This window comes from Streptomyces albidus (ex Kaewkla and Franco 2022), assembly GCF_013870515.1.
GTDB classification, from domain to species: domain Bacteria; phylum Actinomycetota; class Actinomycetes; order Streptomycetales; family Streptomycetaceae; genus Streptomyces; species Streptomyces albidus.
Genome location: NZ_JACBXA010000006.1, coordinates 48559 through 75336, shown reverse-complemented (window position 1 = coordinate 75336; position 26778 = coordinate 48559). Strand labels below are relative to the sequence as shown.

Sequence of the window (26778 nt, the reverse complement as noted above, 5' to 3'; positions counted from 1 at the left end):
CGCGCCGACCTGGGCGGCGTGCGCCTCGACATCTCGTCCGAGGCGGGGCTGCGCAGCGCCTTCGCCGAGCTCACGGACGCCTTCGGCAAGCCCGAGGAGCTGCGTCCCGTCGTGCAGGCGATGGCGCCGCGCGGGGTCGACACCGTCATCCGGGCGGCCGTGGACACCTCGATCGGGGCCGTGCTCTCCTTCGGTCTCGCGGGTACGCCCTCCGAGCTGCTCGGAGACGTCGCCCACCGCCTCGTTCCCGCGACCGACAGGGAGGCGGCGGAGCTGGTGCGCGCGCTGCGCAGCGCCCCCATCCTCTTCGGCTGGCGCGGTGCGCAGCCCGTCGACACCGACGCCCTGGAGGAGCTGCTGCTGCGGGTCTCGCGGCTCCTCGACGACCACTCTGAGATCGTCGCCGTCGACCTCGAGCCCGTCGTCGTGGCGACCCGCGGGGTGACGGTGCTCGGTGCCACCGTGCGCGTCGCCCGGCCCTCGCCGCAGGCGGACCTCGGCCGCCGGAGCCTGCCCGCCTACTGAGAGCCCGGAGCCCCGTAGGATGACCCGCATGGCGAAGACCGGTACGACGACCCAGGGGCTGCGCGCGGCGATCGAGCGCAGCGGTTATTACCCGACCCTCGTTGCCGAGGCCGTCGAGGCGGCGGTGGGCGGCGAGCCCGTGACGTCCTACCTCGTGCACCAGGAGACGACCTTCGACTCCAACGAGGTGCGCCGCCACGTCACCGTTCTCGTCCTGACCGGCACCCGCTTCATCGTCAGCCACACCGACGAGCAGCCCGCCGACGGCACCTCGTCGTCCCCGTACGCGACGACGTCGACGGAGTCGGTCAAGCTCCAGCGCATCTCCTCCGTGGTGCTCTCGCGCGTCGTGGCCGACCCGGAGACGTACACGGCCGGCACGCTGCCCCGCGAGGTCGTGCTCACCATCGGCTGGGGCGCCGTCTCCAGACTCGACATGGAGCCCGCCACCTGCGGAGACCCCAACTGCGAGGCGGATCACGGCTATACGGGTTCCTCCACCGCCGACGACCTCTCACTCCGGGTCAGCGAGGCGGCCGACGGCCCCGACACCGTGCGGCAGACCCTCGCCTTCGCCCAGGCACTCTCAGAGGCGACGGTGACCCCTTCCTGATGGCACAGGCCGCCCCCGCCGATCAGCAGGAACCCCTCCCGCTGGACCCGCGCACCGCGCCCGTACCGCGCTACGGACAGGCATCGTTGTCCGATCTGCTCCCGGCCATCGCCACGGCGCAGGGGCTCAAGGGGCCCGAGACGGCGCTGAGCCTCCAACCGGCCGACCGGGCCTGCGTGTTCCTCGTCGACGGCATGGGCTGGGAGGCCCTGCGGGCACATCCGGAAGAGGCCCCGTTCCTCACCTCGCTGCTGCCCAGCTCCCTGAACGGCACCGGCACCGCCCTCACCGCGGGCTTCCCCTCCACCACGGCGACGTCCCTGGCGTCGGTCGGTACGGGACTGCCCCCGGGCCGGCACGGCCTGCCGGGCTACACCGCTCTGGACCCGGACACCGGCCGGCTGATGAACCAGCTTCGCTGGCAGCCGTGGACCGATCCCTTCGCCTGGCAGCCCTACCCGACCGTCTTCCAACTCGCCCACGCCGCGGGCATCGAGGCGAGCCAGGTCTCCGCACCGCACTTCGAGAACACCCCGCTGACCCGCGTCGCGCTGTCGGGCGGCACCTTCCACGGCGTGCTCAGCGCCGAGGACCGCATGGACGTAGCGGCGGCCCAACTGGCCGCCGCCGACCGTGCGCTCGTCTACACCTACTACGCCGAACTCGACGGTCACGGTCACCGCTACGGCATGGACTCCGACGCCTGGCGCGGCCAGTTGATGTACGTCGACCGGCTCGCCCAGCGCCTCGCCGAACAGCTTCCCCCGCGCTCCGCGCTCTACATCACCGCCGACCACGGCATGGTGGACGTCCCGTCGACCCCCGAGGCACGCTTCGACGTCGACGAGGACTGGGAGTTGAACGCCGGAGTCGCACAGCTCGGCGGCGAGGGCCGGATGCGTCACCTCTACGCGGTGCCGGGCGCCGCGCGCGACGTGCACTACGTGTGGCAGGAGGTGCTGGCCGGCCATGCGTGGGTGGCGACCCGTGACGAGGCCATCGAACTGGGCTGGTTCGGGCCGCAGGTCGACGACCGCGTGCGAGCCCGCATCGGAGACGTGGTGGCGGCGATGAGCGGTGACGCCGCCGTCGTGGCCACGGAGCGTGAGCCCAAGGAGTCGGCCCTGATCGGCATGCACGGTTCCGCCACGCCCGCCGAGCAGTTCGTCCCGCTCCTCGAAGTCCGTACGTAGCGGCCCGTCCCACAGACCGGGTCCCCTCCCGTCCGCCCCGCGCAGAAAGGCCGACGTCCCCATGCCAGAGCTGGTGTTCTTCTCCGGAACGATGGACTGCGGCAAGTCGACACTCGCTCTCCAGATCGAGCACAACCGTTCCACCCGCGGCCTGCAGGGCATGATCTTCACGCGCAACGACCGGGCGGGGGAGGGGCGTCTGTCCTCACGCCTCGGCCTGGTCACCGACGCCGTCGAGGCGGGCGAGGAACTGAACTTCCACGCCCACCTCGTCAAGCACCTCACGGCAGGCGGCCGTACGGACTACGTCATCGTGGACGAGGCGCAGTTCCTCGCCCCCGACCAGATCGACCAGCTCGCACGCATCGTCGACGACCTCGGCATGGACGTCTTCGCCTTCGGCATCGCCACCGACTTCCGCACGAGGCTCTTCCCGGGCTCGCAGCGCCTGATGGAACTGGCCGACCGCATAGAGGTGTTGCAGGTCGAGGCCCTGTGCTGGTGCGGTGCGCGAGCGACGCACAACGCCCGGACCGTGGGCGGGAAGATGGTCGTCGAAGGTGCTCAGGTCGTCGTCGGCGACGTGGGCGACCCGACCGGCGAGGTCGGCTACGAGGTGCTGTGCAGGCGCCATCACAGGCGTCGCCTCACCGCCACCACGGCGAGGGCGGGCGCGCTCTCCCCGGACGTCCTGCCGATCGACGCGCCCGCCACCCCTCACGTGACCGAGACGGCCACCTTCCCCGCACGCTGAGCGCGGCTCAGACGGGAGCGATGACGCTGAACTGCGCGCCCTCCGGGTCCGCCGCGGTCGCCACCCGCCCGTAGGGCGAATCGTCGGGCTCGTGCACCACGGTGCCGCCCAGGCCGTTCACGAGCCGGATCGTGGCATCGGGGTCGTCGACCGCGAAGTACGTCTTCCAGTGGGGCCCGCGGTCGCGCGGCAACTCCCGTCCCACACCGTGGATTCCCGCCACCGGCTTGCCCTGCAGATGCAGGGTCAGATAGTCGAACCCGGCATCCGCTCCCGCCTCGGCTCCCGGTTCCGCAAGGGACTCGTAGCCGAAGACGGCGGGGTAGAAGTGTCCGGCAGTCGAGGAGTCACGGGTGACCAGCTCGTACCAGACGGGTGTTCCGGGAACGCCTGCCGGCGCGGGGGTCAGGTTGTCCGTCTGCGGTGCGGTCTGCCACACGCCGAAGGTCGCACCGGTCGTGTCCGCGGCGATCGCCATCCGGCCCGCCTCGTCCGCGTCCAGCGGCCCGACGGCGACGGTGCCGCCGCGCTCCCGGATCAAGTCGGCCGTCGCGTCGGCGTCGTCGGTCGCCATGTAAGGCAGCCATGAGGCACTCAGGCGCCGGCCCGGTGCGATCTCGCCCAGCCCGGCTACCTCCTGCCCGTCCACCATGGCGCGTACGTAGGGGCCCAAGTGCTGCGGTCCCGAGTAGAACTCCCAGCCGAAGAGCTCGTGGTAGAACTCCTGGCTTCCTGCCAGCTCGTAGACCAACAGACTCGCCCAGCACGGTGTGCCGGGCGTGTGTCTGGCGTGCGGCTGTCGAGCTGTTGACTCCGTCATGCTCTCTCCCTCATGACCGTCATCGATGCGGTCGCGTCGTATCGACTGCTGTGCGCTGCTTCGGATTTCGCGCCCCTGCGCATGCTCGCACCACATTCGCCGTACTGCTCCCCGACAACGCCGTGTAATTCCCTTTCGGTGCGGTCTGTTCGGAGGGGGTGGGTGAAAATGGCGGGATGACAGCCATCACCTCCGCTTCAGCTCTGGCGGGCGACCTCGCCCAGGGCGAGGCCCCCGTCCTCCTCGACGTCCGCTGGCAGCTGGGCGGTCCGCCCGGCAGGAACGAGTACGAGGCGGGCCATCTGCCGGGCGCCGCCTTCGTCGACCTGGAACGGGAACTCGCGGGCCCGGCAGGCGAGTACGGCCGCCATCCCCTTCCCGATCTGGACGTCTTCACCGAGGCCATGCGGCGTGCCGGTGTCTTGGACGCGCGGCCCGTCGTGGTCTACGACGGCGGCCAGGGCTGGGGCGCGGCGCGTGCCTGGTGGCTGCTGCGCTGGGCGGGCCATCGGGACGTCCGCGTACTCGACGGCGGTCTCGCGGCCTGGGATGGACCGCTCGAGACCGGCGAGGTGACGCCCGAGCGGGGCGACTTCACGCCTGAGCCGGGTGCGCTGCCCGTGCTGGACGCCGGTCAGGCGGCCGCCCTCGCCAGGAAGGGGCTGCTGCTGGACGCGCGGGCCGCCGAGCGCTACCGGGGCGAGGTGGAGCCCATCGACCCCGTCGCGGGTCACATCCCCGGTGCGGTCTCCGCACCCACGACGGAGAACGTCGCGGGAGAGCCCGCGGAGGGGATCCTTCGCTCCCCGGAGGAGCTGCGGGCCCGCTTCCAGGCTCTCGGCGTGAGGCCGGACACCGAGGTCGGCGTCTACTGCGGCTCGGGAGTCTCAGCCGCTCACGAACTGCTCGCGCTGGAGGTGGCGGGCTTCAACGCCGCGCTGTACGTGGGTTCCTGGAGCGAATGGTCCGCAGATGAGTCCCGGCCCGTGGCCACCGGCCCGCAGCCCGGGTGACCACCGGCTGCCGCTGAGGAAACGCCGCGCCCTCCTGTACCTCCGATGTGCGGAGGTACAGGAGGGCGGTCGCGCTCAGTCCTTCTTGCGCCGGGTGCCGAAGACGATCTCGTCCCAACTGGGCACCGCCGCACGGCGACCGGGCCGGACGCCGTCCGCCTCCGCCTGCCGGTCGGTGTTGCCCTTCAGACGGTCACGGTGCGCGCTCACGGAGCGCGGCATCAGCACGTCCGCGTACGCCGAACCGGCACCGGCAGCCGTCGCCGGCGGCTCGACGGGCTCCTCCTCTTCCTGGGCCTCCTCGTCGTCCGCGGAGGACGAATCGGCCTCCGCGGTGGAGGAGGACTGCCCACTGGAGGCGGCCGGCCCCTGCTGCTGCTCCGGGACGACCATGTCGCCGCGGAAGTTCGGGACGGCCTCCAACAGGCTTGTCAGGGAGTCGGGTTCGTCGTCCGCGCCACTGCCCCCGCGGTCGCCGTCCACACCCCCGGAGAACCCGGCCGGCTCCAGCTCCGCGCGGTCGGTGCGCTCCCTGGGGAGACGCGCGATGCGCGGAACGAAGGGGAAGCTGGGCTCCGGGGTGTCGTCCGTTTCCCCGATGAGCGAACGCGCCTCGTCGTCCACGGCCTGCACGAGCCGCCGGGGCGGGTCGTAGGTCCATGTCGCCGAGTGCGGCTGGCCGGCCACCCGGTAGGCGAGCAGCACCTCCCAGGTGCCGTCGTCACGCCGCCAGGAGTCCCAGTGGACGGCGTCCCGGTCGGCCCCGCGCACGAGGAGCCGTTCGTTGACGGTCTCGCCGAGCTGAGGTCCGGCGTTCTCCCCGGGGCGGCGCACCGGTGTCTTACGGGCACGCTCCGCCATGAACGCGCGCTCCGCGAGCACGGGGCCCTCGAAACGGCGCACGCGGTCGACGGGGATCCCGGCGAGCTGTGCGACCTCCTCGGCGGACGCTCCGGCGCGTATACGCGCCTGGATGTCACGCGGCCTGAGGTGGCTTTCGACTTCGATCTCGATCTGGCCGAGCCGGGCACGGTCGTTGCGTACAGCAGCACGCAGCCGCTCATCGATCGGAAGCGTGTATTCCGTGCTGTCGGCAGCTTTGAGCACCAGCCGTGTGCCGTCGTTGCTGACGGCCACGACACGCAGTTCGGGCATGGGAACCTCCCGGTGGTGCCTGCCGACGTCACGTGCGTCGCTGCTCCCGCTGGACGAGTGTGGCCTGACCGTCGGGGCCTGCCACGACCTTGCCGACCTGCTCGGTGCCCGGGACCTTCCCGGAACCACCGGACGACACGGTTATCACTTCGCAACGCCCAGTGACCGTCCTCGTCACCTGTGCTGCCTGCGCCGGGCCTGAGCCAAGGCCAGGGCTCGTCACACTACTCCATATGGACCACGGGGGTGGACCGCCGCGCCGTTCAAGTTGGTCGAGGGGAAGGGGGTTTGGGGTCCGGACAAGCCTAGAAAGTGCGTCGGCTGGTGGCAAGGGACACAGAACCGTCCGGAACGGAACCTTTGCCTTCGCCTATTGCTCGCTTTCATGCGCGCAATGAACGAATCGCATGGGTGGGGGCGTTGGCGCACGAGCGGGACAAGTCCCCCGGCCCGAGGAGGACTTCGGAGGGGCTTCAGGAGACTTCACGGGCCGCCGGCCGTCGTCATGGCTGGCCGGGGTGCCACTGCGGGCGGCCGTGAGCTCAGGGGGCGGACGGAAGCAGACGACCAGGGCACAGCATCGCCCCCGTGCGCCCCCCGGGTCACTCCCCGAGCACGCGCCGCAGATAGTCGTTGCCGAAGACGCGGTCGGGGTCGAGCCGGTCGCGGACGGCGGTGAACTCCTCGAAGCGGGGGTAGACCGACGACAGGTACGCGGCGTCCCGCGAGTGCAGCTTGCCCCAGTGCGGACGCCCGCCGTGGGTCGTCATGATCCGCTCCGCCGCCGTGAAGTACGCCTCGTGCGGCGTCCCCCGGTACATGTGCACGGCGATGTAAGCCGTCTCGCGAGCACCGGCCGTCGAGAGCGGGATGTCGTCGGCCGGCGCCGTCCGCACCTCCACCGGAAAGCTCACCTGGAAACGGGAGTTCTCGACGAGCTCCTTCAGCTCCCGCAGGGCCGGGACGAGCGCCTCACGCGGCAGCGCGTACTCCATCTCGACGAAGCGCACGCGCCGCGGACTGGTGAAGACCTTGTACGGGATGTCGGTGTACGTACGGGCGGAGAGAGCCTTGCTGGAGATGCGGGCGATGGACGAGACGACCGCGGGAGCGGCGGCGCCGAGTGAACAGACCGCCTGGAAGACGCCGTTGGAGAGCAGCTCGTCGTCGATCCAGCCGCGCACCCTGGGCAGCGGCTGGGCCGGTCCGCCCGTGCGGTTGTTTCGCTTGGTGTTGCAGCCGTTCGTGTGCGGGAACCAGTAGAACTCGAAGTGCTCGTTCTCGGCGACGAGTTGCTCGAACTCCGACGTCACCTGATCGAACGACATGGGCTCTTCACATGCCGTCAGCAGGAATTCGGGCTCCACGGCGAAGGTCAGCTCGCTGATCACGCCGAGCGCACCCAGTCCGAGCCGGGCCGCGGCGAAGACGTCCGCGTTCTCCTGCTGGGAGCAGCGCAGCACGGAACCGTCCGCGCACACCAGCTCCAGTGCGGTGACCTGAGCCGCCAGCGAGGCCGAGGTGCGTCCGGTGCCGTGGGTGCCCGTGCTGACCGCGCCGCTGACCGTCTGCTCCATGATGTCGCCCATGTTGGTCAGGGACAGTCCGGCGGCGGCCAGGGTCTCGTTGAGGTGCTTGAGGGAGGTCCCGGCGGCCACGGTGACCGTCCCCGCATCGCGGTCCAACTCGCGGATGCCTACGAGACGTTCGGGCAGCAACAGCATCCCGTCCGTCGCGGCCGCGGCCGTGAAGGAGTGACCGGAGCCGGCGGCCTTGACCCGCAGCCCTTCCTCGGCGGCGCGGCGCACCGCCTCCGCGAGCGCGTCCGTGGAAGAGGGGGAGACGGTGCGGGCCGGGGTCAGGGCGACGTTGCCGGCCCAATTCCGCCATGTCGTACGGGACTTGCGGGTCGTTCGGCTGCTCGTCGGCTGCGCGCTCATCCTGGCCCCTGTCCCCTCTCGCGATGAGATCGGATCATACTCACGGCCCGATCACCCCGGTCCGGCGCGGCCCCTGTGCGGCGCGGGGAGGCCCGCGACCTCAACGGGCCCCGGGATGGCAGGATCGTGACATGTCCGAAGCGCTCGATGCCCCTGGCTCCGAGGACGGTCCCGGCACCGCCGGCGCCCGTCCGTACGACGCCCTGCTGCTGTTGTCCTTCGGCGGGCCCGAGGGCCCCGACGACGTCGTGCCGTTCCTGGAGAACGTCACCAGGGGGCGTGGCATCCCGCGTGAGCGCCTGGCGGAGGTCGGGGAGCACTACTTCCTCTTCGGCGGCGTCAGCCCCATCAACGCGCAGTGCCGCCGGCTGCTGGACGCCCTCCGCAAGGACTTCGCCGAGGCCGGCGTGGGACTGCCCGTCTACTGGGGCAACCGCAACTGGACCCCGTATCTCACCGACACCCTGCGGGAGATCACGCTCGACGGGCGCCGCCGCGTGCTCACCCTCGCCACGAGCGCCTACGCCTCCTACTCGGGCTGCCGCCAGTACCGCGAGAACCTGGCGGAGTCACTGGAGGCGCTTCGCGCCGAGGGCCTGGAGCCGCCTCGCGTCGACAAGCTGCGGCACTTCTTCAACGACCCCGGCTTCGTCGAGCCCATGGTCGACGGTGTCCTGACCTCCCTCGCGTCGCTGCCCGCGGCGGTACGGGACGGCGCGCACCTCGCCTTCACCACCCACTCCATCCCGACGGCCGCCGCGGAGCTCTCCGGGCCGCCGCAGGAGCACGGTCCGCACGGCGGCGCGTACGTCCGCGAGCACCTGGAGGTCGCCCGGCTCGTGGCGGAGGCAGTACAGGAGAGGACAGGCGTCGAGCGTGAATGGCAGCTCGTCTACCAGTCGCGCAGCGGCCCGCCGCAGGTGCCGTGGCTCGAACCGGACATCTGCGACCACCTGGAGACCCTCAGCAGCGCAGGCGCCCCCGCGGCCGTGATGGTGCCCATCGGCTTCGTCTCGGACCACATGGAGGTGCTCTACGACCTCGACACCGAGGCCACGGCGAAAGCGGAGGCACTGGGCCTGCCCGTGGCCCGGTCCGCGACCGTCGGCGCCGACCCCCGCTTCACCGCGGCGATCCGGCGACTGGTGCTGGAACGCGCCTCCGCCGAGCGTGGCGAGCAGCCCGAACGCTGCGCTCTCGGCACCCTGGGACCAAGCCACGACGTGTGCCCGGTCGGCTGCTGCCCGGCCCGGACGCCGAAGCCCGCCGCGGCGGGTGCCGACAGCCCGTACGCGTAATGCGGTGGTGACCGAGCAGGAGCAGGGGAAGCATCCAAGAGCCACGCACAGCAGCACGACGCACGAGCAAGGAGAATCGTGAGCGCCCAGGTCGACCAGCTCAAGGCCGAACTCCTCGAACTCGCCCTGGAGGCGGCCCACCGTGCCGGCGCGCTCCTCCTCGACGGGCGCCCGGGCGAACTGGAGGTGGCCGCGACCAAGTCGAGCGCGGTCGACGTCGTCACGGAGATGGATCTCGCCTCCGAGAAGCTGATCACCGGCTATCTGTCCGAGCGCCGTCCCGACGACGGGTTCCTGGGCGAGGAGGGCGCCTCCTTCGAGGGCTCCAGCGGCGTCCGCTGGGTCATCGACCCGCTCGACGGAACCGTGAACTATCTGTACGGGCTGCCGGGCTGGGCCGTATCCATCGCCGCGGAGTTCGAGGGCGAGACCGTCGTCGCCGTGGTCGAGGCGCCCCCTCGCCGTGAGACGTTCCGTGCCGCACTGGGCCACGGCGCCTTCTGCAACGCCAAGCCGCTGCACTGCCGTACGGCACCTCCGCTCGACCAGGCGCTGGTCGGCACCGGGTTCAACTACGTCGCGGAGCGGCGGGCCGCGCAGGCGGACCTGGTCCGGCAACTCATCCCGCGTGTCCGTGACATCCGCCGCTCCGGGTCGGCCGCCATCGACCTGTGCGATGTCGCCGCCGGACGCCTCGACGCCTTCTACGAGCGCGGGCTGCACGCCTGGGACCTGGCCGCCGGCGACCTCGTCGCACGTGAGGCCGGCGCCCGTACCGGAGGCCGCCCCGGACTCCCGGCCGACGGCGACCTGGCTCTCGCCGCCTCTCCCGGCGTCTTCGAGATCCTCCAGCCGCTGCTCGACCGCCTCGGCGCCTGGCACGACTGAACCCCGGGTGCTCGGCACCCGGGGTTCGATTTCGTCTGCGATCCGCACGGCCGGAACTGGAACCGGCCGTGGTGCGGGCTCTAGGCCGTCGCTGCGCCGATCTCCACGCCGTGCTCGGCAGCGATCCGGCGGAGGTCCTCCAGCTCGGCCTGCTCGACGTCCACGAGGAAGTCGTCGCCCGACTCACGAGCGCGGCTCAGGTCGGTTTCGGTGCTCTGTATACGCTGCAGAAGTCCGGCGGTGAACGCGTCCATGGTGCGCCCCCTCGTCATGGGTCGGTGGCACGGGGTGTGTGCCGAGGGTTCCTGTCGATCATGATCACGACGTGCTCCCCTGGCTGGACGGTCGGCAGCCGGAAGACCGGGGGTTCTCGGCCGGAGTGGCTAGCCGCCTACAGGGCGTGATCGCGGGGTGTGCCCCTCGTCCTCCCCACTTGCAACCTCAAAGAAACCTCAAGTTCGAAAAATCTCGCGAGCCGGGTGTGACCGGCTCTTACCGCCGATTTACCGAGGTACGGGGCAGGATGACACCACCGTGATCCGCCGCGCCGCACACGTGCGGCCCAGCCGTGCCTCAGGGAAGGAAAGCGCCGTGCGCGTACTCGTCGTCGAGGACGAGCAGCTGCTCGCCGATGCCGTCGCGACCGGGCTGCGCCGGGAGGCCATGGCCGTCGACGTGGTCTACGACGGAGCCGCCGCCCAGGAGCGCGTCGACGTCAACGAATACGACGTCGTCGTCCTCGACCGCGACCTCCCCCTTGTGCACGGCGACGACGTCTGCCGCAAGATCGTCGATCTGGGTCTGCCCACCCGGGTCCTCATGCTCACCGCCTCCGGAGACGTCAGCGACCGGGTGGAAGGGCTGGAGATCGGCGCCGACGACTATCTGCCCAAGCCGTTCGCCTTCACCGAGCTGGTCGCCCGCGTGCGTGCGCTGGGCCGCCGTGCGACCTCGCCGCTGCCGCCGGTGCTGGAGCGTTCGGGCATCCGGCTGGACCCCAACCGGCGCGAAGTCTTCCGGGACGGCGCGGAGATCCAGCTCGCGCCGAAGGAGTTCGCCGTACTGGAGGTGCTGATGCGTGGTGAGGGCACCGTCGTCTCCGCCGAGCAGTTGCTGGAGAAGGCGTGGGACGAGAACACCGACCCGTTCACGAACGTCGTGCGCGTGACGGTGATGACGCTGCGCCGCAAGCTCGGTGAGCCCGCGGTGATCCACACCGTGCCCGGCGCCGGATACCGGATCTGACCGCCATGGCAGCCTCCACGACGCCCTCGGGCTCCGCACGGTCCCCGCAGCAGCCCCCGGTCCCGGCCTCGGCACCGCCGAAGCCCACATGGGACCCGCGAGAGCCCTCCCGCCCGTACCCCTGGCTGCGGCCGACCATCCGTATACGGCTCACGCTGCTGTACGGCGGGATGTTCCTCATCGCCGGCATGGTGCTGCTGACGATCATCTACCTCCTCGCGGCGCAGGCGCTCCACGAGGGCAGCAAGCTGCCGTTCCGCATCCTCAACGCCAACGCCCAGCTCACATCGGACAGTTGCCCCGGGCTTACCGGCACGCTGCCGAGCGGGCAGTTCATGGAGCGGCTGAGCGACTGCACGGACGCGCAGCGCGCCATAGCTCTGGACGAGCTGCTTCAGCGCTCGCTGCTGGCCCTGCTCGGGCTCGCGGTGGCCGCGTTCGCCTTCGGCTACGTGATGGCCGGGCGGGTGCTCTCACCGCTCGGCCGCATCACGCGCACGGCCCGCCAGGTCGCGAGCTCCGACCTCCACAAGCGGATCGAACTGGAGGGCCCCGACGACGAGTTGAAGGAGCTCTCCGACACCTTCGACGACATGCTGGACCGGCTGGACCGCGCGTTCACCGCGCAGCAGAGATTCGTGGCGAACGCCTCACACGAGTTGCGCACACCCCTGGCCATCAACCGGACCCTGCTCGAGGTCCAGCTCTCCGATCCACAGGCCTCGCCGGAGCTTCAGCAACTGGGCAAGACCCTGCTGGCGACGAACGAGCGCAGCGAACAACTCGTGGAAGGGCTGCTGCTGCTCGCCCGCAGCGAGAACGAGATCGTCGCCCGCAAGCCCGTCGATCTCGCGGAGGTGGCCTGCCAGGCCGTCGAGCAGGTGCGCGCGGAGGCGGACAACAAGGGCGTGGAGCTGCGCGGCGTGCGTCAGCCTGCCTATGTACAGGGGAACGGGGTACTCCTCGAGCGCGTCGCACTCAACCTTCTGCAGAACGCCGTGCGTTACAACCAGCAGGAGGGCGGATGGGTCGCGGTCGGCACCGAAGCGGTACCGGGCCACGCCGTACTGGTGGTGGAGAACACAGGCCCCGCCGTGCCGGGTTACGAGATCGACAACCTCTTCGAGCCCTTCCGGCGGCTGCGCAGCGACCGCACCGGCAGCGACAAGGGCGTAGGCCTCGGACTGTCGATCGTGCGGTCGGTCGCGCGGGCGCACGGCGGGACGGTGACGGCCGAACCACGAGAGGAGGGTGGCCTTGTACTACGGGTCGTGCTTCCGGTCTGAGATCACAGGCCGAGCAGCAACCGCTCCCGTTCGCTATATGCGGAATTTGTCCACAGGTGCACAAGAACCGCTCCTGTGATCGATCACACACCCCGATTCGCCCTCTCACACCCTCGGTGATCTCGGTTCGGGAAGAATTCCCGGAAAATCCAGGTTTCCGCAGGTGGAAATGATGGGCAGTACCCGGGGTGCGTGCGCGCAGCGCGACAAGGGGACCGTTTAAGGTCCTCCTCGGCAGCCGACGCGATCACCTCTTCAGGGGTGCGGTTGGGTGTCGATTGAGTAACAGACCTTGATGTGAGGCAAAATCTCCGCCTCAGGTCGGGCACAAGTCCGGCCTCTCACGCGTTACGTGCGCTGAGACACCAAAGAAACCCAGAGGGGGAGAGCAACATGGCTACGGATTACGACACCCCACGCAAGACCGATGACGACGTCAACGAGGACAGCATCGAGGAGCTGAAGGCCCGGCGTAACGACAAGTCCGCTACCAATGTGGATGTGGACGAGTTCGAGCAGGCCGAGGGCCTGGAGCTGCCGGGCGCAGACCTCTCGAACGAGGAGCTGTCCGTCCGGGTGCTGCCCCGGCAGGCCGACGAGTTCACCTGCATGAGCTGCTTCCTGGTTCACCACCGGTCCCAGCTGGCCGCCGAGAAGAACGGCCACCCGATCTGCCGCGACTGCGCGGCCTGAGCGGAGTGGGGCTTCCGTAGTGGCTGACGACGAGCGGGCCGCGCAAGACGACGAGCGAGGAGAGCCTGACCAGCCGTCCTCGCTCGTGCCGCTGCCCGCGAAGTCGCGCCCTCGTGCCCGTCTCCCGTGGCCGCGCAGGGGGCGCGATGCCGCACAGAGAGAGGGGAAGACGGTGGGGGCGGAGCCGGCCGTGCCGCACGACGCGTCGGGCGGCAGCCACGAGACAGAGAAGCAGCGCGGCAAGGTGCGCACCTTCCTCGGTGTCGTCGCCGACCGTGTCATCGATGTCGCCCCGCGTATTCCGGTGCGCGATCTCGCGACGCTGCGGGAGCAGTTCCCCGGGCTCGGCCCGGAGGAGATCGCCGACAAGCTGGTGGCCGGAGCAGCGCGCGGATCGGCGACGGTCGGCGCCGGAGTCGGCGCCGCCGCGATGATGCCTGTGCCCCCGGCGATGCCCGCTGAGCTGGCGGCCGAGATCGTCGGCGTGGCCTCGGTGGAGCTGAAGCTCATCGCTGAACTCCACGAGGTGTACGGGCACCGCCCGCCCGGCAATGTGAAACAGCGTGCCGCCGCCTACCTCGGGGCGTGGACCTCCGAGCGCGGCATCGACGTCACGCGCCCCACGACCTTGAACGCCGCCCTGGGCGGCCAGATGAAGCGCGAGCTGCGGCAGCAGCTGCTCAAGCGCACCGTGCGCAACCTGCCGAACCTGACGCCCTTCATGGTGGGCGCCGCGGTGGGCGCCGTCATGAACAGCCGCGACACGAAGAAGATCGCCGAGAAGATCCGCGCGGACCTCCGCGGCGACGGCGACGGCTGGGAGGCGCTGCCGTACGGAGCGACGACGGCACGGCCCGCACTGCCCCCTTCGCGGCCCTCTTCTCCCTGAACGCGGCTACGCCGTCGGGCCGGTGGACGGTCCGGCCGCGTCGGAACTCTCTTCAGGTTCGGCGGTCTTGCCGTACCTCTCGGACCCCTCTGACGACGGGGACGACGCCAGCGCATCGGCCAGCCGCCGGGGAGAGCGCGTCGAGAGATAGACGTACGGCGTCGGATCGTCCGGGTCGCTGACCTCCACGCGCAGCGCCGTGGGGATGTAGCTCCTCAACAGCATGTGTGCGCGCGGATCCGCCTTGTGTGTACGCCAGGCGAAGGCCTCTTCCCGGTCAAGCACATGCGCCGCGCCGAGTGCCGAGAGCGGGATGCGCGCGTCGCCCGCGACCAGTGAACCGGCGACGACACGGATCCGCACCGAGCCGTAGGAGCTGACCAGCACGGCGGCGAGCGCCGCCCCTGCGACAAGCCCGCCCAGCATCGGCAACGTGCCCAGCGGGAGCATCAGAAGCCCGGCCGCGAGACCGATCAGGGCGGCGATGAGCCACCACGAGCGGGGAGCGGTCAGACGTTCGTCGTAGGGCTGTTCCGGAGCGACCATGCACCAAGCCTGTCATGGGCGCTGTGCGGCTCTCTCAGGAGCTCCGGGCCAGGTACGGCGCCGTCCCGCGCGAACTCGAAGGTAAGGTCTGCACACGTGAGTGCAGCCCCACCGCGGAACGGGCCGGATCCGTCGGACCGCCCGCGACCGCCGAAGACATCGCTGACGCCGCCGCCCGGCGCCGTCGCCCCGGTACGCCACCCCGACGCACCGGCCCCCGGCGAGCTTCTCGGCTCCCACTACCAGCACTGTTTCGGATGCGGCGGCGCACAGGAACACGGGCTTCACCTGGAGATCAGAGCAGGTCAAGGCGTGGACGTCACCGCCGAGTTCACCGTGCGTCCGGTGCACCAGGGTGCTCCAGGGCTGGCACACGGCGGAGTGCTGACCACCGCCCTGGACGAGACGATGGGCTCCCTGGGCTGGCTGATGCAGACGATCGCGGTGACCGGGCGGCTGGAGACGGACTTCGTGCGTCCCGTGCCAGTCGACACCGCGCTGCATCTGAGCGCCGCCGTCACCGCCGTGCGGGGGCGGAAGATCTTCAGCAGCGCGACGGGCAGGATCGGCGCCCCCGACGGACCGGTCGCCGTACGTGCCGACGCGCTCTTCATCACGGTGAAGGTCGAGCACTTCACCGAACACGGACGGGACGAGGAGATCAAGGCCGCGATGGCCGATCCCGACCAGGTCCGCCGAGCCCGAGCCTTCGAGGTGAACCCGTGACCAGGCAGCCCGTCGACGTACTCCTCAGGCGACTCGACCCGGACGTCCCCGTGCCGGCCTACGCGCATCCCGGCGACGCGGGCTGCGACCTCGTGACCACCGAGGCAGTGGAGCTCGCGCCGGGCGAGCGTGCCGTCGTGCCCACGGGGATCTCGATCGCGCTGCCCGACGGCTACGCGGCGTTCGTGCACCCGCGTTCCGGGCTCGCAGCCCGCTGTGGCATCTCCTTGGTCAATGCACCCGGAACCGTCGACGCCGGGTACCGTGGAGAGATCAAGGTGATTGTGGCCAATCTTGATCCGCGCGAGTCCGTGCGGTTCGAGCGACTCGACCGCATTGCCCAACTCATCGTCCAGCAAGTGGAGAAGGTGCGTTTCCACGAGGTGGCGGAGTTGCCGGGCTCGGCACGGGCCGCGGGGGGATTCGGCTCCACAGGCGGTCACAACCAGGCCGCCGCACATCAGAATGACTACGTTCCGGTCGGAGCCGACCGGCAATCCGACCTGAGAGGACAGTGACGTGTTCGGACGTCGTCGCAACAAGAGCGAAGAGCCTGAGACGGGCGCCGCGGACGCGACGGACGGGCAGGACGCCGCCCGGCAGTCTGACCCTGCCGACGGCGTCACCGACGCCGCAGCCGCCCGCGTGAAGCTGCCGCCGGCGCCTCGCCCCGACGGTCCCTGGGATGTGAGCGAGGTGACCGACCCGGGCAACAGCCGCGTGAACCTCGGCGGCATGTACGTACCGGGCGTCGAGGGCATGGAGCTGCGGGTCGAGGTCGCGGGGGACGCGATCGTCGCGGCCACGCTCGTGATCCGGGACAGCGCCGTCCAGCTCCAGGCGTTCGCCGCGCCCAAGCGCGAGGGCCTCTGGGAAGAGGTGCGTGAGGAGATCGCGACGGGGATCACCAAGCAGGGCGGTGTCATCGACGAGGTCGAGGGCCCGCTGGGCTGGGAGCTGCGCGCGCAGGTCCCGGTGCAGCTGCCGGACGGTACGAACGGCGTCCAGGTCGTCCGCTTCATCGGTGTCGACGGCCCGCGCTGGTTCCTGCGCGGTGTGATCTCCGGCCAGGGCGCGGTCCAGCCGGAGGCGGGCGTGCTGCTGGAGCAGATCTTCCAGGACACCGTGGTCGTACGTGGCGAGTCCCCGATGGCTCCCCGTGACCCGATCGTCCTCAAGCTGCCCGAGGACGCGCAGATGGTTCCGGACGGGGTCCAGCAGGAGACCGTCGAGGAGGGCTCCCGCTTCGCGGGCGGTCTCGACAAGCTCCAGCGCGGCCCGGAGATCAGCGAGGTGCGCTGAGCCGCCGAGTTCTCGGCTGTGGGGTGTCCGCATGAGCGGGCACCCCACAGCCGTGTCCGGGTGCGGCGGTGACGGGCGCCAACTCCAAGCCTTTCCGCACCGGTTGGCGCGCCCGCTGGGCGTGGGCGAGCACCCGCACCAACGGGCATCGCGAGCGTCCTACACGCGCCCTGCGCGGAGGCTCCTTCAGCACCCGAGAGGTCAACTCGTCGCTGTCAAAGGCCGGTCGGGCTCGGGCAGGTCGCGCTGCTCAACTTCCCCTGGCAGCGTGGACGCCCTCGGCTGAGACGGATCCTGCGCCGCGACCGATCGCCTTCGTCTTCCAGGGTTCCGCTGCTCGTACTGGCCGCGGGGGAGGTGTCCGTACGGAGTCCTGAAGCAGGGCTCCGGGTCCGGTGAAGCCGGCGGGAGTGCACGCAGGACCGCTGTGTGGGCCTCGCACGGCCGGGTGACGCCCGTGGTGCGGCGGACGTGCCCGGGGGCCTCCGGCGGGCGTATGAGCGCCTTCCGCGCGGCTGCCCGTACGAGCCCCGAGCAGCATCATCCGTACGGGTCCTGGGGCGTCATCGGGCCAGGGGCACACCGGTACCCTGGCACCATGACAGGGGCCATCCGAGCAGAGAAGGACGAGCGAGGCGGGGGCGGGCGCTTCAAGCGCTTCCTCGAGCGGCTGTCCTCCTCCGAGGAGGACCTCCACTCGCAGGAGCTGCGGGAGGAGGCGGACAGCAAGGGCTGCACCCGCATCGCCGCCTGCGGTGACCGCCAGATCGTGCGGGTCACAGGTACGCTGCGCACCGTCACCCTCCGGCCGCGTGCCGGGGTGCCGACCCTGGAGGCGGAGCTGTTCGACGGTTCCGCCGCCCTGGACGTGGTCTGGCTGGGCCGTCGCGCCATAGCGGGCATAGAGCCGGGGCGCATCCTGGTCGCCTGGGGCAGGGTCTCGCTCAGTCACGGCCGCCCGGTGATGTTCAACCCGAAGTACGAGCTGCGACCCCTCGGACAGGAGTAGCGGGTGACCCCCCTCGACAAGCCGGCCGCCGACGGAACCGGCGAACGGGCCGACGCAGGCCCGGAATCCGGAACCGCGACCCGAACCGACGGCGAGGCGGCGGCGCCGCGCGCCGTCACGGAAGCAGCCCTCTTCGACGCCTTCGGCGGAGTGCGCGGCCTCGTGGAGACGACGGTCCCCGGCCTCGTCTTCATCACCATGTTCACCATCAACAAGGACATCCACGCCGCGGCGCTGACGGCCCTCGGCCTGTCCGCCGTGCTGGGCGTCTTCCGGCTGATCCGCAAGGACACCGTCAAGCACGCCTTCAGCGGCGTCTTCGGTGTTGCCTTCGGTGTGCTGTTCGCGATGATGACCGGCGACGCCAAGGCGTTCTACCTGCCGGGCATGCTCTACACGCTGGGTCTCGCCCTGGCGTACATCATCACAGCGGCCGCGGGCGTGCCGCTCCTCGGCTTGGTCCTCGGGCCGGTGTTCAAGGAGAACCTGTCCTGGCGCAAGAGGAATCCGGGCCGCAAGAAGGCCTACACGAAGGCCAGTTACGCATGGGGCCTCATCCTGCTCGGCAAGAGCGCCATCCTCTTCCCGATGTACCTCTCGGGGGCCGACGCCACCAGGTTCGGCTGGGTCACCGTGGCGTTGAAGATCCCGCCGTTCCTGCTGGCCGTCTATCTGACCTGGATCTTCCTGGCGAAGGCCCCGGCGCCGATCAATGTCATCGCCGAGATGGAGGCCGAGGAGCGGGCCGAGAAGGAACGGGAGCGCGAGGAGAAGACCCTCGGGGACATCGGCGACGCTCTCTCCGACGACGCCTCCCGTGAGCTGCTCGCCGAGTCGGAGAGGCTGCCGGAGGACCCCGGCCGCGGACAGGCCGGGCGCCACCGCCGCTGAGCACACCCGGTGCGGTCTCCGGGCGCGGCATCAGGGGGAACTGCCCCAGCGCTGCGCCTGGTTGACGGTGTCGCGACGTGACTGACGTGTGGACCGCCGTGGAGCCGCGGCAGGTCAGCCCCGGACCGACAGCAGGTCCTCCAACTGCTCTTCACGCGCGGGTGCGGCGACGAACAGCAGCTCGTCGCCCACCTCCAGCGCGTCGTCCTTGTCCGGCACCAGCACCCTGTTGCCGCGGATGATGGTGACCAGGGCCGTGTCCTCCGGCCAGGAGACGTCGCCCACCCGGGTCCCGGCCAGCGCAGCCTCCGGCGGCAGCGTCAACTCGACCAGGTTCGCGTCACCCTGCGAGAAGCGGAGCAGGCGCACCAGGTCGCCGACGCTCACCGCCTCCTCGACCAGGGCCGACATCAGCCGCGGGGTCGAGACGGCGACGTCGACGCCCCACGATTCGTTGAACAGCCATTCGTTCTTGGGGTTGTTGACGCGCGAGACGACCCGCGGCACCCCGTACTCGGTCTTGGCGAGCAGCGAGACCACGAGGTTGACCTTGTCGTCGCCCGTCGCCGCGATGACCACGTTGCAGCGTTCCAGGGCCGCCTCGTCGAGCGAGGTGATCTCGCAGGCGTCGGCCAGGAGCCACTCGGCCTGCGGCACACGCTCCACCGAGATCGCTGTCGGCGCCTTGTCGATGAGCAGCACCTCGTGCCCGTTCTCCAGCAGCTCGCCCGCGATGGAGCGGCCGACGGCGCCCGCACCCGCAATAGCTACCCTCATCGGCCGCGTCCCCTGTTCGCTGTGCGTGCGCCGTTCACGAATTTCCCTCCTCGGGGCCCCTCGAGAAGACGGCCTCCACCTGATCGATCTGATCGCAGCGCATCATCACATGCACCAGATCGCCTTCCTGGAGCACCGTTTCCGAGGTCGGCAGCATCGCCTCGCCCACGCGTGTGAGGAACGCCACGCGGACGCCGCCCTCCTCCTGGAGCTTGCTGACACGGTGACCCACCCACTTCGCGGACGTGTGCACCTCCGCCAACTGCACTCCGCCGCTGGGGTCCCGCCACAGCGGTTCGGCGCCTGAGGGAAGCAGCCGGCGCAGCATCTGGTCGGCCGTCCACCGCACCGTCGCCACGGTGGGGATGCCCAGGCGCTGGTAGACCTCGGCCCGCTTGGGGTCGTAGATGCGGGCGGCGACGTGCTCGATTCCGAACATCTCCCTGGCCACCCGGGCTGCGATGATGTTCGAGTTGTCGCCGCTGCTGACCGCCGCGAAGGCGCCGGCCTCCTCGATGCCGGCCTCCCGCAGGGTGTCCTGGTCGAATCCCACACCGGACACCCGTCGCCCGCCGAAGCCCGATCCCAGACGGCGGAATGCCGTCGGGTCCTGGTCCACGACCGCGACTGTATGGCCCTGCTGCTCCAATGCCTGTGCGAGCTCAGCGCCAACTCGGCCGCAGCCCATGATCACTACATGCACGCCCGTCCCTCTCGTCACGTACAGCGGGCCGTATCAGGATCGCACGGCCGACCGCATACGATCCTCCCCGTGCCCAGGATGACCCATCTGCCAAAACGACTCCTGCTGGGGCGAGCGCTTCGCAGCGACCGGCTCGGCGAAACGCTGCTGCCCAAGCGCATCGCGCTGCCGGTCTTCGCCTCCGACCCGCTCTCGTCGGTGGCGTACGCACCGGGAGAGGTGCTGCTCGTCCTGTCCATCGCCGGTGCGTCGGCGTATCACTTCAGCCCGTGGATCGCCCTCGCGGTCGTGGTGCTGATGTTCACGGTGGTCGCTTCCTACCGGCAGAACGTGCGCGCCTACCCGTCCGGCGGTGGTGACTACGAGGTCGCCACCACCAACCTCGGCCGCCGCGCGGGTCTGACGGTCGCCAGCGCCCTGCTCGTCGACTACGTGCTGACGGTGGCGGTCTCCATCTCCTCGGGCGTGGAGAACCTCGGTTCGGCGGTGCCGTTCATCGTCGAGCACAAGACCGCCGCAGCGGTCGTGACGATCCTCCTGCTGACGCTGATGAATCTGCGGGGGGTACGGGAGTCGGGCAAGCTGTTCGCGATTCCCACGTACTGCTTCGTCGCCGGCGTCTTCCTGATGATCGCGTGGGGGGTCATACGCGGGGCAGTGCTCGGACAGGAGATGCGGGCGCCCACTGCCGACTTCGAGATCCAGGCCGAACACGGCGGCGGACTGGCGGGTTTCGCCCTCGCATTCCTCCTGCTGCGTGCGTTCTCCTCCGGCTGCGCGGCCCTCACGGGGGTCGAGGCGATCAGCAACGGCGTGCCGGCCTTCCGCAAGCCCAAGTCCAAGAACGCCGCCAACACCCTCGCGATGATGGGCCTGATCGCCGTCGTGATGTTCTGCGGCGTGATCATCCTGGCACTGGTCACCCATGTGAAGATGGCGGAGAACCCGGCGAAGGACCTGATCATCAACGGCCAGCCGGCAGGCCCGGGTTACGCCCAGAACCCGGTCATCTCCCAAGTGGCGGCCGCGGTGTTCGGGGACGGCACGGCCCCGTTCGTGTTCCTGGCCGGAGCGACCGCCCTGGTCCTCTTCCTCGCCGCCAACACCGCCTACAACGGCTTCCCGCTCCTCGGCTCGATCCTCGCCCAGGACCGTTACCTGCCGCGGCAGTTGCACACCCGCGGCGACCGTCTCGCCTTCTCCAACGGCATCGTGATGCTCTCCGGTGCCGCCGCGATACTGGTCGTCGTCTACGAGGCCGACTCCACGCGCCTCATCCAGCTCTACATCGTCGGCGTCTTCGTCTCCTTCACCCTCAGCCAGATCGGCATGGTCCGTCACTGGAACCGCCTGCTGAGCGACGAGACCGACACGAGCGCGCGCCGCCGCATGCACCGCTCCCGGGCGATCAACTCCTTCGGTGCCTTCTTCACGGGGCTCGTCCTGGTCGTCGTGCTGGTCACGAAGTTCTCGCACGGCGCGTGGGTCTCGCTCTTGGGCATGCTGCTCTTCTACGGCGTGATGACGGCGATCCGGCGGCACTACGACCTCGTCTCGGAGGAACTCGCCGCGGACGACCCCGACGAGAAGCGCGTGCGGCCCTCCCGCGTCCACTCCATCGTCCTGGTCTCCAAGACGCACAAGCCGACGCTGCGTGCGCTCGCCTACGCCCGTCTGATGCGCTCGGACTCCCTGGAGGCGCTCACCATCAGCGTGGACGCCCAGGAGACCGCACAGCTGCGCAAGGACTGGGAAGAGGCCGGCATCGACGTACCGCTGAAGATCCTGGACTCGCCCTACCGCGAGATCACGCGCCCCGTCATCGACTACGTGAAGCGGCTGCGCAAGGAGAATCCCCGCGACGTGGTGAGCGTGTACATCCCGGAGTACGTCGTGGGCCGCTGGTACGAGCAACTGCTGCACAACCAGAGCGCGCTGCGCCTGAAGGGACGGCTGCTCTACACGCCCGGCGTCATGGTGACCTCGGTGCCCTGGCAGCTGGAGTCGTCCGAGCTGGCACGCAAGCGGCTGAAGAAGCGCGCGAACTGGGCGGCGCCCGGTTCGGTGCGGCGGGGGCCCGCCGCCGGCCCCTCGTCCGGCAAGCGCAACGGGCGCGAGAAGTAGCGGGCCCGGCGAACAGGCGCGGCATACAGAGGGCTTCCACAACTCCGCCCGAACGAGGCCGAGTTGGCTCTCATCCGCGCTACGGGCCCGCCCGGGGGCGCGGTCGTACGACTCTTTCGTACCGGCGCAGACGCAACGCCTGATCGATCAGACGCCCCTGAAAAATCCCCGTGAACTCCTGCGCGAACCCTTGCCAAGGCAAGTTAGTACGTGTTCGGATTAGTTCCACCAGGCACCCAGAGCCTGCGTATTTCTGCTGGTCAAAGGCAAAGCGGAGGGCCGGATTCGGCCTGCGCTCGTTCCCTGTGATCTCAACGCGACGCATTGAGACGGACGCTCCCGTACCGGGGAGGCACCGTCCCGCGGTCCATAGCTGAAGCGAAGACTCCTGGAGGAACACCCATGTTCGATCTGTCGTCCGTCGACCTGCTGGACGCCTTCACCCGCGAACTGGAGCTGTGCAAGCTGAAGGAGGACGAGCACGTCGTCGTCCTGTCCGAGCCGGGAAGCCGAGGGGACTACGTCGCCGCGGCCTTCGGAGCCGCGAAGTCGCTGGGAGCCCACGTCATCGCCGCCACCGTGCCCGGCGGCAACGCGTCCCCGTCGGACAGCACACGCACCGGCTCCGGGCCGGGACTGACCTCCGTGCTCAACGACAGCACCGCCCAGGACCTGCTGAAGTCGGCCGACCTCGTCGTCGACCTCACCCAGGAGGGCTTCATCCACGCCCCCCTTCAGCAGGAGATCCTCAAGGCGGGCACCCGGATCATCTTCGTCTGCGACGCACCTGACGTGCTCATACGCAATCTCCCTCAGGAGGGCGACAAGGAGCGCGTGCTCCAGGCGGCCGGCCTGCTGAAGCGCTCGGAGATCATGCGCGTCACCTCCGACGCGGGCACCGATCTGACCGTTCAGCTCAAGGGCGCGCACCCCGAGTTCCAGGTGGGCTTCGCCGACGACCCCGGCCGCTGGGACCACTGGCCCAGCACGATGGTGCTGTGCTGGCCGGAGTTCTCCGACGGGCAGCTGGTGCTGGCCGAGGGCGACATCCTGCTGCCCTTCAAGGAGTACGTCCGCGACCCCGTCACGCTGCACATCGCCGACGGGCACATCGAGAAGATCTCGGGTGGCGCCGAGGCGAAGCTGCTGGAGAGCTTCTTCGAGGACGCGGACGACCAGTGGGCCCGCAGCCTCTCCCACATGGGCTGGGGCCTGATGAAGAGCGCCGACTGGTTCGCCACGGCCCTGTACGGCAAGGGCGAGCTGATGGGCATGGACGCCCGTGCGTTCGCCGGGAACTTCCTCTGGTCGACAGGTCCGCACCCGGTCCTGGGCCGCGAGTCGTACGCGCACGTGGACATCGCGATGCGCGGCTGCACCGTCTCCGTCGACGGCACGGACACCGTCGTGGGTGGCCGGCTCGTCGAGGACTGACCAGCGCCCGGTACGGCCTTCGCGGCCGCCGGCGCCCCACGAACACCCAGTTCACGCGCCTTGGAGGAACATTGGCGTCCAGCCAGTCTTTCGAAGTCACCGTCGTCGGCGGCGGACTCGGCGGCATGACCGCCGCCCTCGCCCTGCGGCACAGGGGCATCCGGGTCACCGTCCTGGAGCAGGCCCCCGAGCTGGGCGAGGTGGGAGCCGGAATCCAGACGGCGCCCAACGCAAGCCGGATCCTGCTCGGGCTCGGGCTGCGCCCGCAGCTGGAGGCCATCCACACCGAGCCGCAGGACCAGGTCCGGCGGCGCTGGAAGGACGGCAGCGTGGTCGCCCTGACGAGGCTGGGCCGTCACTGCAAGGACAAGTACAACGCCCCGTACTGGCACTACCACCGCGCCGATCTGCACCGCGTGATCATGGACGCCTGCACGGATCCGGACGGCCCCGGACCCCTCGTCGAGCTGCACACCGACGCCAAGGTCGTCGAGCTGGACCGTACGGATCCGCTGCGCCCGGTCGCCGTCACCTCCGACGGCGCCCGGTTCGAGAGCGACGCCCTGATCGGGGCGGACGGCATCAGGTCCCGCGTACGCGATCTCATGGGCGGCCGGGACACCCTGCGCTTCTCCGGCGAGATGGCCTTCAGGGCGCTCATCCCCGGAGACCTGATCGCTGCGGACCCGGCCACGCGCTGGCTCGTCGACCGCTTCCAGAGCACCATCTGGTACGGCCCGGACCGGCACCTGGTGCACTACATGATCCGCGGCGGCGAGTACCTGAACGTCGTGGCGTGCGTCCCGTGCACCGACGAGGTCGCGCAGCGGTGGGTCGTCCCGTCCAGTGCCGAGGAGCTGGCCGAGGCCTTCCCGGGCTGGGACGACCGCGTCCCGGCGATGCTCTCCAAGGCCAAGGAGGACGTCTCCTGCTTCGCGCTCTACCACCGGCTCCCCGACCCCGTGTGGATGGACGGAAACGTCGCGCTCCTCGGCGACGCGTGCCATGCGATGCTTCCCTACCAGGCACAAGGCGCCTCGCAGGCCATGGAGGACGCCGCCGTACTCGCCGAGGAGCTGGGCGCCGTCACCGTCGACGGCATCCGGCCGGCGCTGCGCCGCTACGTGGACCGGCGGGCCAAGCACGCCGGGATGGTGCAGCAGGCCTCCTTCAAGAACATGACCTTCTACCACTTCCCCGACGGGCCCGAGCAGCGTGAACGCGACGCGAAGCTCGAGCACTTCGACGGGGAGTCCGACGTCTCCTACGAGTGGCTGTGGAGCGGCACGCCGCTCAACGACCCCGACATGGGGGCCTTCTCCTACCAGTTCTCCCGGTGAGCCGCGCGGGTGCGTCGCCGTGACGTCCCGCTGAGAGCAGAGCGAACCGGCGGCTGTGCCCGTTGCCCGACACCACGAATGTGCCATCACCGAACCGTGGAGCGAACCGTGAAGACAGGCGATCAGATAGTTCAGGAACTCCCATGGAAATGGGGTGTTCAGGGCAGGATCTTCATCATCGGCGGCCTCGGCTACCTCTTCGACGCGTGGGACATCGCGCTCAACGGCTTCCTGATGCCGTTGCTGAGCAAGGAGTTCGGCCTGTCCATCGCCGAGAGCGGGCTCGTCGCGACGGCGAACCTGGTCGGCATGGCGGTCGGAGCCGTCGTGTGGGGCGGCATCGCCGACCGCATCGGCCGCAAGAAGGCGTTCAGCGCCACCCTTTTGATCTTCGCGCTCTTCTCCGTGCTCGGCGCGCTCTCGCCCGAGTTCTCCGTATTCCTGGTGCTCCGCTTCCTCGCGGGCGTCGGCCTCGGCGGCTGCATTCCCGTCGACTACGCCCTCGTCAGCGAGTTCTCGCCGAGGAAGCACCGCGGCCGCATCCTCACGGCGCTCGACCTGTGGTGGCCGATCGGCGTCACGCTGTGCGGGCTGGTGGCGACCACGATGGTGCCGCTGCCCGGCAACTGGCGCTGGATGCTCTCCACGATGGTGCTGCCCGCCCTGCTGCTGTTCTGGATACGCCGCGGCGTCCCGGAGTCGCCGATCTACCTCACGCGCGTGGGCAGGAACGCCGAGGCGCGGCAGGTCATCGACGACCTCGTCGCCCGCACCGGCGCCCTCCCCGAGCAGTACGAGATCCCCGTGCCGGCCGCCGGCGACGGCGCCGACCGGCCGAAGGGGCTGCGTGCCGGAGTCGACCAGTTCCGGAGGCTGTGGAAGTACAACCCCCGCATCACGTCGGTCTGCTGGCTGCTGTTCGTCACGATCATGCTGGTCTACTACGCCGCCCTGACCTGGATGCCCTCGATCCTCAAGCAGGAGGGCTACGACGACACCGCGTCCTTCATGGGCCCCACGCTGATGAGCGGCGTGGGCATCCTGGGCGTACTCGCCTCCACGTGGCTCGTCGATGTCGTCGGGCGGAAGTGGCTCATCGGCGTCTCGGCGCCGATCGCCACCGGAGCGCTCGTGGGCTTCGCGGCGATGCTGAAGGTCGAGACCGCCGCGATGATCTGGATCGCCGCCTTCGGCTTCCTGATCCAGCTGACCATTCCGGTGCTCTACGCCTACGCCGCCGAGCTCTACCCCACGACGCTGCGGGCCAGCGGCTTCGGCTGGGCCTCCTCGGTGAGCCGCGTCAGCACCGGCTTCGCCCCGATGCTCTTCGGCTCGGTGATGTGGCCGCTGCTCGGGCTGCCGATGACGTTCGCGGTGCTCGGCGTCGTGGTCGTCCTCGCCGTGGTCTGGATGGCTATCGCCGCTCCCGAGACCAAGGGCAAGTCGCTCGACGACATCGACGAGGGGCCGCCGCCGGAGCCGGTCGCCGTCCCGCTCCACGCCGAGAAGGAGCCCGTACAGGGGTGATCTGTACGGGCGGGGCGCGGGCCGCCCGGTTCGTGTACCGCAACTCGTGCCCCGCAGACGGAAGTCGGGTCCCGCCCGCCGCAGGGG

The 26778-nt window shown here is 70.1% G+C and carries 27 protein-coding genes; 20 read left to right on the top strand and 7 right to left on the bottom strand.

From position 1 onward, the window contains the following. The 4 genes from H5J26_RS02640 to H5J26_RS02625 form a co-directional block, all read left to right on the top strand. The coding region (locus tag H5J26_RS02640) for an acetate--CoA ligase family protein (protein WP_181764013.1) at positions 1 to 525 on the top strand (525 nt) is incomplete at its 5' end. Positions 526 to 553: 28 nt separating this feature from the next. Beyond that, on the top strand, positions 554 to 1138 hold the full coding sequence (locus H5J26_RS02635) for a DUF5998 family protein (protein ID WP_181764012.1): 585 nt from the start codon (positions 554 to 556) through the stop codon (positions 1136 to 1138). Further along, positions 1138 to 2331: an alkaline phosphatase family protein gene (locus H5J26_RS02630; protein WP_181764011.1), complete on the top strand. Its 1194-nt coding sequence runs from the start codon at positions 1138 to 1140 to the stop codon at positions 2329 to 2331. The genes H5J26_RS02635 and H5J26_RS02630 overlap by 1 nt, the downstream gene beginning before the upstream one ends. Positions 2332 to 2392: 61 nt before the next feature. Next, complete coding sequence (locus H5J26_RS02625; protein WP_181764010.1) at positions 2393 to 3085, top strand: thymidine kinase; 693 nt, start codon at positions 2393 to 2395, stop codon at positions 3083 to 3085. Positions 3086 to 3092: 7 nt separating this feature from the next. Here the strand turns inward: H5J26_RS02625 and H5J26_RS02620 are convergent, their stop codons facing one another. Then, entirely contained in the window at positions 3093 to 3905 is an 813-nt protein-coding gene (locus H5J26_RS02620; protein ID WP_181764009.1) for a VOC family protein, read from the bottom strand. Between the two features lie 176 nt (positions 3906 to 4081). On the opposite strand from H5J26_RS02620, the gene H5J26_RS02615 reads away from it, so the two are divergent. Continuing rightward, complete coding sequence (locus tag H5J26_RS02615; RefSeq protein ID WP_181764008.1) at positions 4082 to 4918, top strand: sulfurtransferase; 837 nt, start codon at positions 4082 to 4084, stop codon at positions 4916 to 4918. Positions 4919 to 4993: 75 nt separating this feature from the next. Here the strand turns inward: H5J26_RS02615 and sepH are convergent, their stop codons facing one another. Then, complete coding sequence (gene sepH / locus H5J26_RS02610) at positions 4994 to 6073, bottom strand: septation protein SepH (RefSeq protein WP_181764007.1); 1080 nt, start codon at positions 6071 to 6073, stop codon at positions 4994 to 4996. Positions 6074 to 6675: 602 nt separating this feature from the next. Next, entirely contained in the window at positions 6676 to 8013 is a 1338-nt protein-coding gene (locus H5J26_RS02605; protein WP_181764006.1) for a D-arabinono-1,4-lactone oxidase, read from the bottom strand. A gap of 131 nt (positions 8014 to 8144) precedes the next feature. Between H5J26_RS02605 and H5J26_RS02600 the strand changes: the two genes are divergently transcribed. After that, positions 8145 to 9311: a ferrochelatase gene (locus H5J26_RS02600; RefSeq protein WP_181764005.1), complete on the top strand. Its 1167-nt coding sequence runs from the start codon at positions 8145 to 8147 to the stop codon at positions 9309 to 9311. Positions 9312 to 9389: 78 nt separating this feature from the next. Further along, positions 9390 to 10199 carry an inositol monophosphatase family protein gene (locus H5J26_RS02595; RefSeq protein WP_181764004.1) on the top strand — a complete coding sequence of 270 codons (810 nt, stop codon included), beginning with the start codon at positions 9390 to 9392 and terminating at the stop codon, positions 10197 to 10199. 80 nt (positions 10200 to 10279) lie between these two features. On the opposite strand, the gene H5J26_RS02590 is transcribed toward H5J26_RS02595, so the two are convergent. After that, positions 10280 to 10453 carry a hypothetical protein gene (locus H5J26_RS02590; protein WP_181764003.1) on the bottom strand — a complete coding sequence of 58 codons (174 nt, stop codon included), beginning with the start codon at positions 10451 to 10453 and terminating at the stop codon, positions 10280 to 10282. Between the two features lie 337 nt (positions 10454 to 10790). Here H5J26_RS02590 and H5J26_RS02585 point away from each other — a divergent pair, with 337 nt between their 5' ends. From H5J26_RS02585 to H5J26_RS02570, 4 genes are all read left to right on the top strand, one after another. Then, complete coding sequence (locus H5J26_RS02585; RefSeq protein ID WP_181764002.1) at positions 10791 to 11444, top strand: response regulator transcription factor; 654 nt, start codon at positions 10791 to 10793, stop codon at positions 11442 to 11444. A gap of 5 nt (positions 11445 to 11449) precedes the next feature. Further along, positions 11450 to 12730, top strand: coding sequence for a sensor histidine kinase (locus H5J26_RS02580; RefSeq protein WP_181764001.1), 1281 nt, complete (start codon positions 11450 to 11452; stop codon positions 12728 to 12730). A 393-nt stretch (positions 12731 to 13123) separates the two neighbouring features. After that, positions 13124 to 13423 (top strand): DUF4193 domain-containing protein, encoded by a 300-nt coding sequence (locus H5J26_RS02575; RefSeq protein ID WP_181764000.1) that lies wholly within the window; start codon positions 13124 to 13126, stop codon positions 13421 to 13423. A 19-nt stretch (positions 13424 to 13442) separates the two neighbouring features. Continuing rightward, positions 13443 to 14312 carry a hypothetical protein gene (locus H5J26_RS02570; protein ID WP_309237748.1) on the top strand — a complete coding sequence of 290 codons (870 nt, stop codon included), beginning with the start codon at positions 13443 to 13445 and terminating at the stop codon, positions 14310 to 14312. 6 nt (positions 14313 to 14318) lie between these two features. On the opposite strand, the gene H5J26_RS02565 is transcribed toward H5J26_RS02570, so the two are convergent. Further along, positions 14319 to 14858, bottom strand: coding sequence for a DUF3093 domain-containing protein (locus H5J26_RS02565; protein ID WP_181763999.1), 540 nt, complete (start codon positions 14856 to 14858; stop codon positions 14319 to 14321). A gap of 162 nt (positions 14859 to 15020) precedes the next feature. Here H5J26_RS02565 and H5J26_RS02560 point away from each other — a divergent pair, with 162 nt between their 5' ends. The 5 genes from H5J26_RS02560 to H5J26_RS02540 all read left to right on the top strand — a co-directional run bounded on the left by H5J26_RS02560 (position 15021) and on the right by H5J26_RS02540 (position 18786). Next, positions 15021 to 15584: a PaaI family thioesterase gene (locus H5J26_RS02560; RefSeq protein WP_210770936.1), complete on the top strand. Its 564-nt coding sequence runs from the start codon at positions 15021 to 15023 to the stop codon at positions 15582 to 15584. Next, complete coding sequence (gene dut, locus H5J26_RS02555) at positions 15581 to 16102, top strand: dUTP diphosphatase (protein WP_181763997.1); 522 nt, start codon at positions 15581 to 15583, stop codon at positions 16100 to 16102. Before H5J26_RS02560 ends, dut begins: the two co-directional genes overlap by 4 nt. Before the next feature lies 1 nt (position 16103). After that, positions 16104 to 16886: a DUF3710 domain-containing protein gene (locus tag H5J26_RS02550; RefSeq protein WP_181763996.1), complete on the top strand. Its 783-nt coding sequence runs from the start codon at positions 16104 to 16106 to the stop codon at positions 16884 to 16886. Between the two features lie 598 nt (positions 16887 to 17484). Continuing rightward, a complete protein-coding gene (locus H5J26_RS02545; protein ID WP_181763995.1) occupies positions 17485 to 17895 on the top strand; it encodes an OB-fold nucleic acid binding domain-containing protein in 411 nt (136 codons plus the stop codon). Positions 17896 to 17898: 3 nt separating this feature from the next. Continuing rightward, the gene (locus tag H5J26_RS02540; protein ID WP_181763994.1) at positions 17899 to 18786 is read left to right on the top strand and encodes a DUF3159 domain-containing protein; all 888 of its coding nucleotides are present in this window, start codon (positions 17899 to 17901) and stop codon (positions 18784 to 18786) included. Positions 18787 to 18900: 114 nt separating this feature from the next. Here H5J26_RS02540 and H5J26_RS02535 read toward each other — a convergent pair whose 3' ends face one another. Next, positions 18901 to 19563, bottom strand: coding sequence for a potassium channel family protein (locus H5J26_RS02535; protein WP_181763993.1), 663 nt, complete (start codon positions 19561 to 19563; stop codon positions 18901 to 18903). Between the two features lie 34 nt (positions 19564 to 19597). Further along, positions 19598 to 20266, bottom strand: a complete 669-nt coding sequence (locus H5J26_RS02530) for a potassium channel family protein (protein WP_181763992.1) — start codon at positions 20264 to 20266, stop codon at positions 19598 to 19600. A gap of 78 nt (positions 20267 to 20344) precedes the next feature. Between H5J26_RS02530 and H5J26_RS02525 the strand changes: the two genes are divergently transcribed. The 4 genes from H5J26_RS02525 (at position 20345) to H5J26_RS02510 (ending at position 26691) form a co-directional block, all read left to right on the top strand. Beyond that, entirely contained in the window at positions 20345 to 22390 is a 2046-nt protein-coding gene (locus H5J26_RS02525; protein WP_210770933.1) for an APC family permease, read from the top strand. A 402-nt stretch (positions 22391 to 22792) separates the two neighbouring features. Then, positions 22793 to 23824 carry a hypothetical protein gene (locus H5J26_RS02520; protein WP_181763990.1) on the top strand — a complete coding sequence of 344 codons (1032 nt, stop codon included), beginning with the start codon at positions 22793 to 22795 and terminating at the stop codon, positions 23822 to 23824. 71 nt (positions 23825 to 23895) lie between these two features. Beyond that, positions 23896 to 25164: an FAD-dependent monooxygenase gene (locus H5J26_RS02515; RefSeq protein WP_181763989.1), complete on the top strand. Its 1269-nt coding sequence runs from the start codon at positions 23896 to 23898 to the stop codon at positions 25162 to 25164. 108 nt (positions 25165 to 25272) lie between these two features. Next, on the top strand, positions 25273 to 26691 hold the full coding sequence (locus tag H5J26_RS02510) for an MFS transporter (RefSeq protein ID WP_181763988.1): 1419 nt from the start codon (positions 25273 to 25275) through the stop codon (positions 26689 to 26691). The last annotated feature ends 87 nt before the right edge of the window (positions 26692 to 26778 follow it).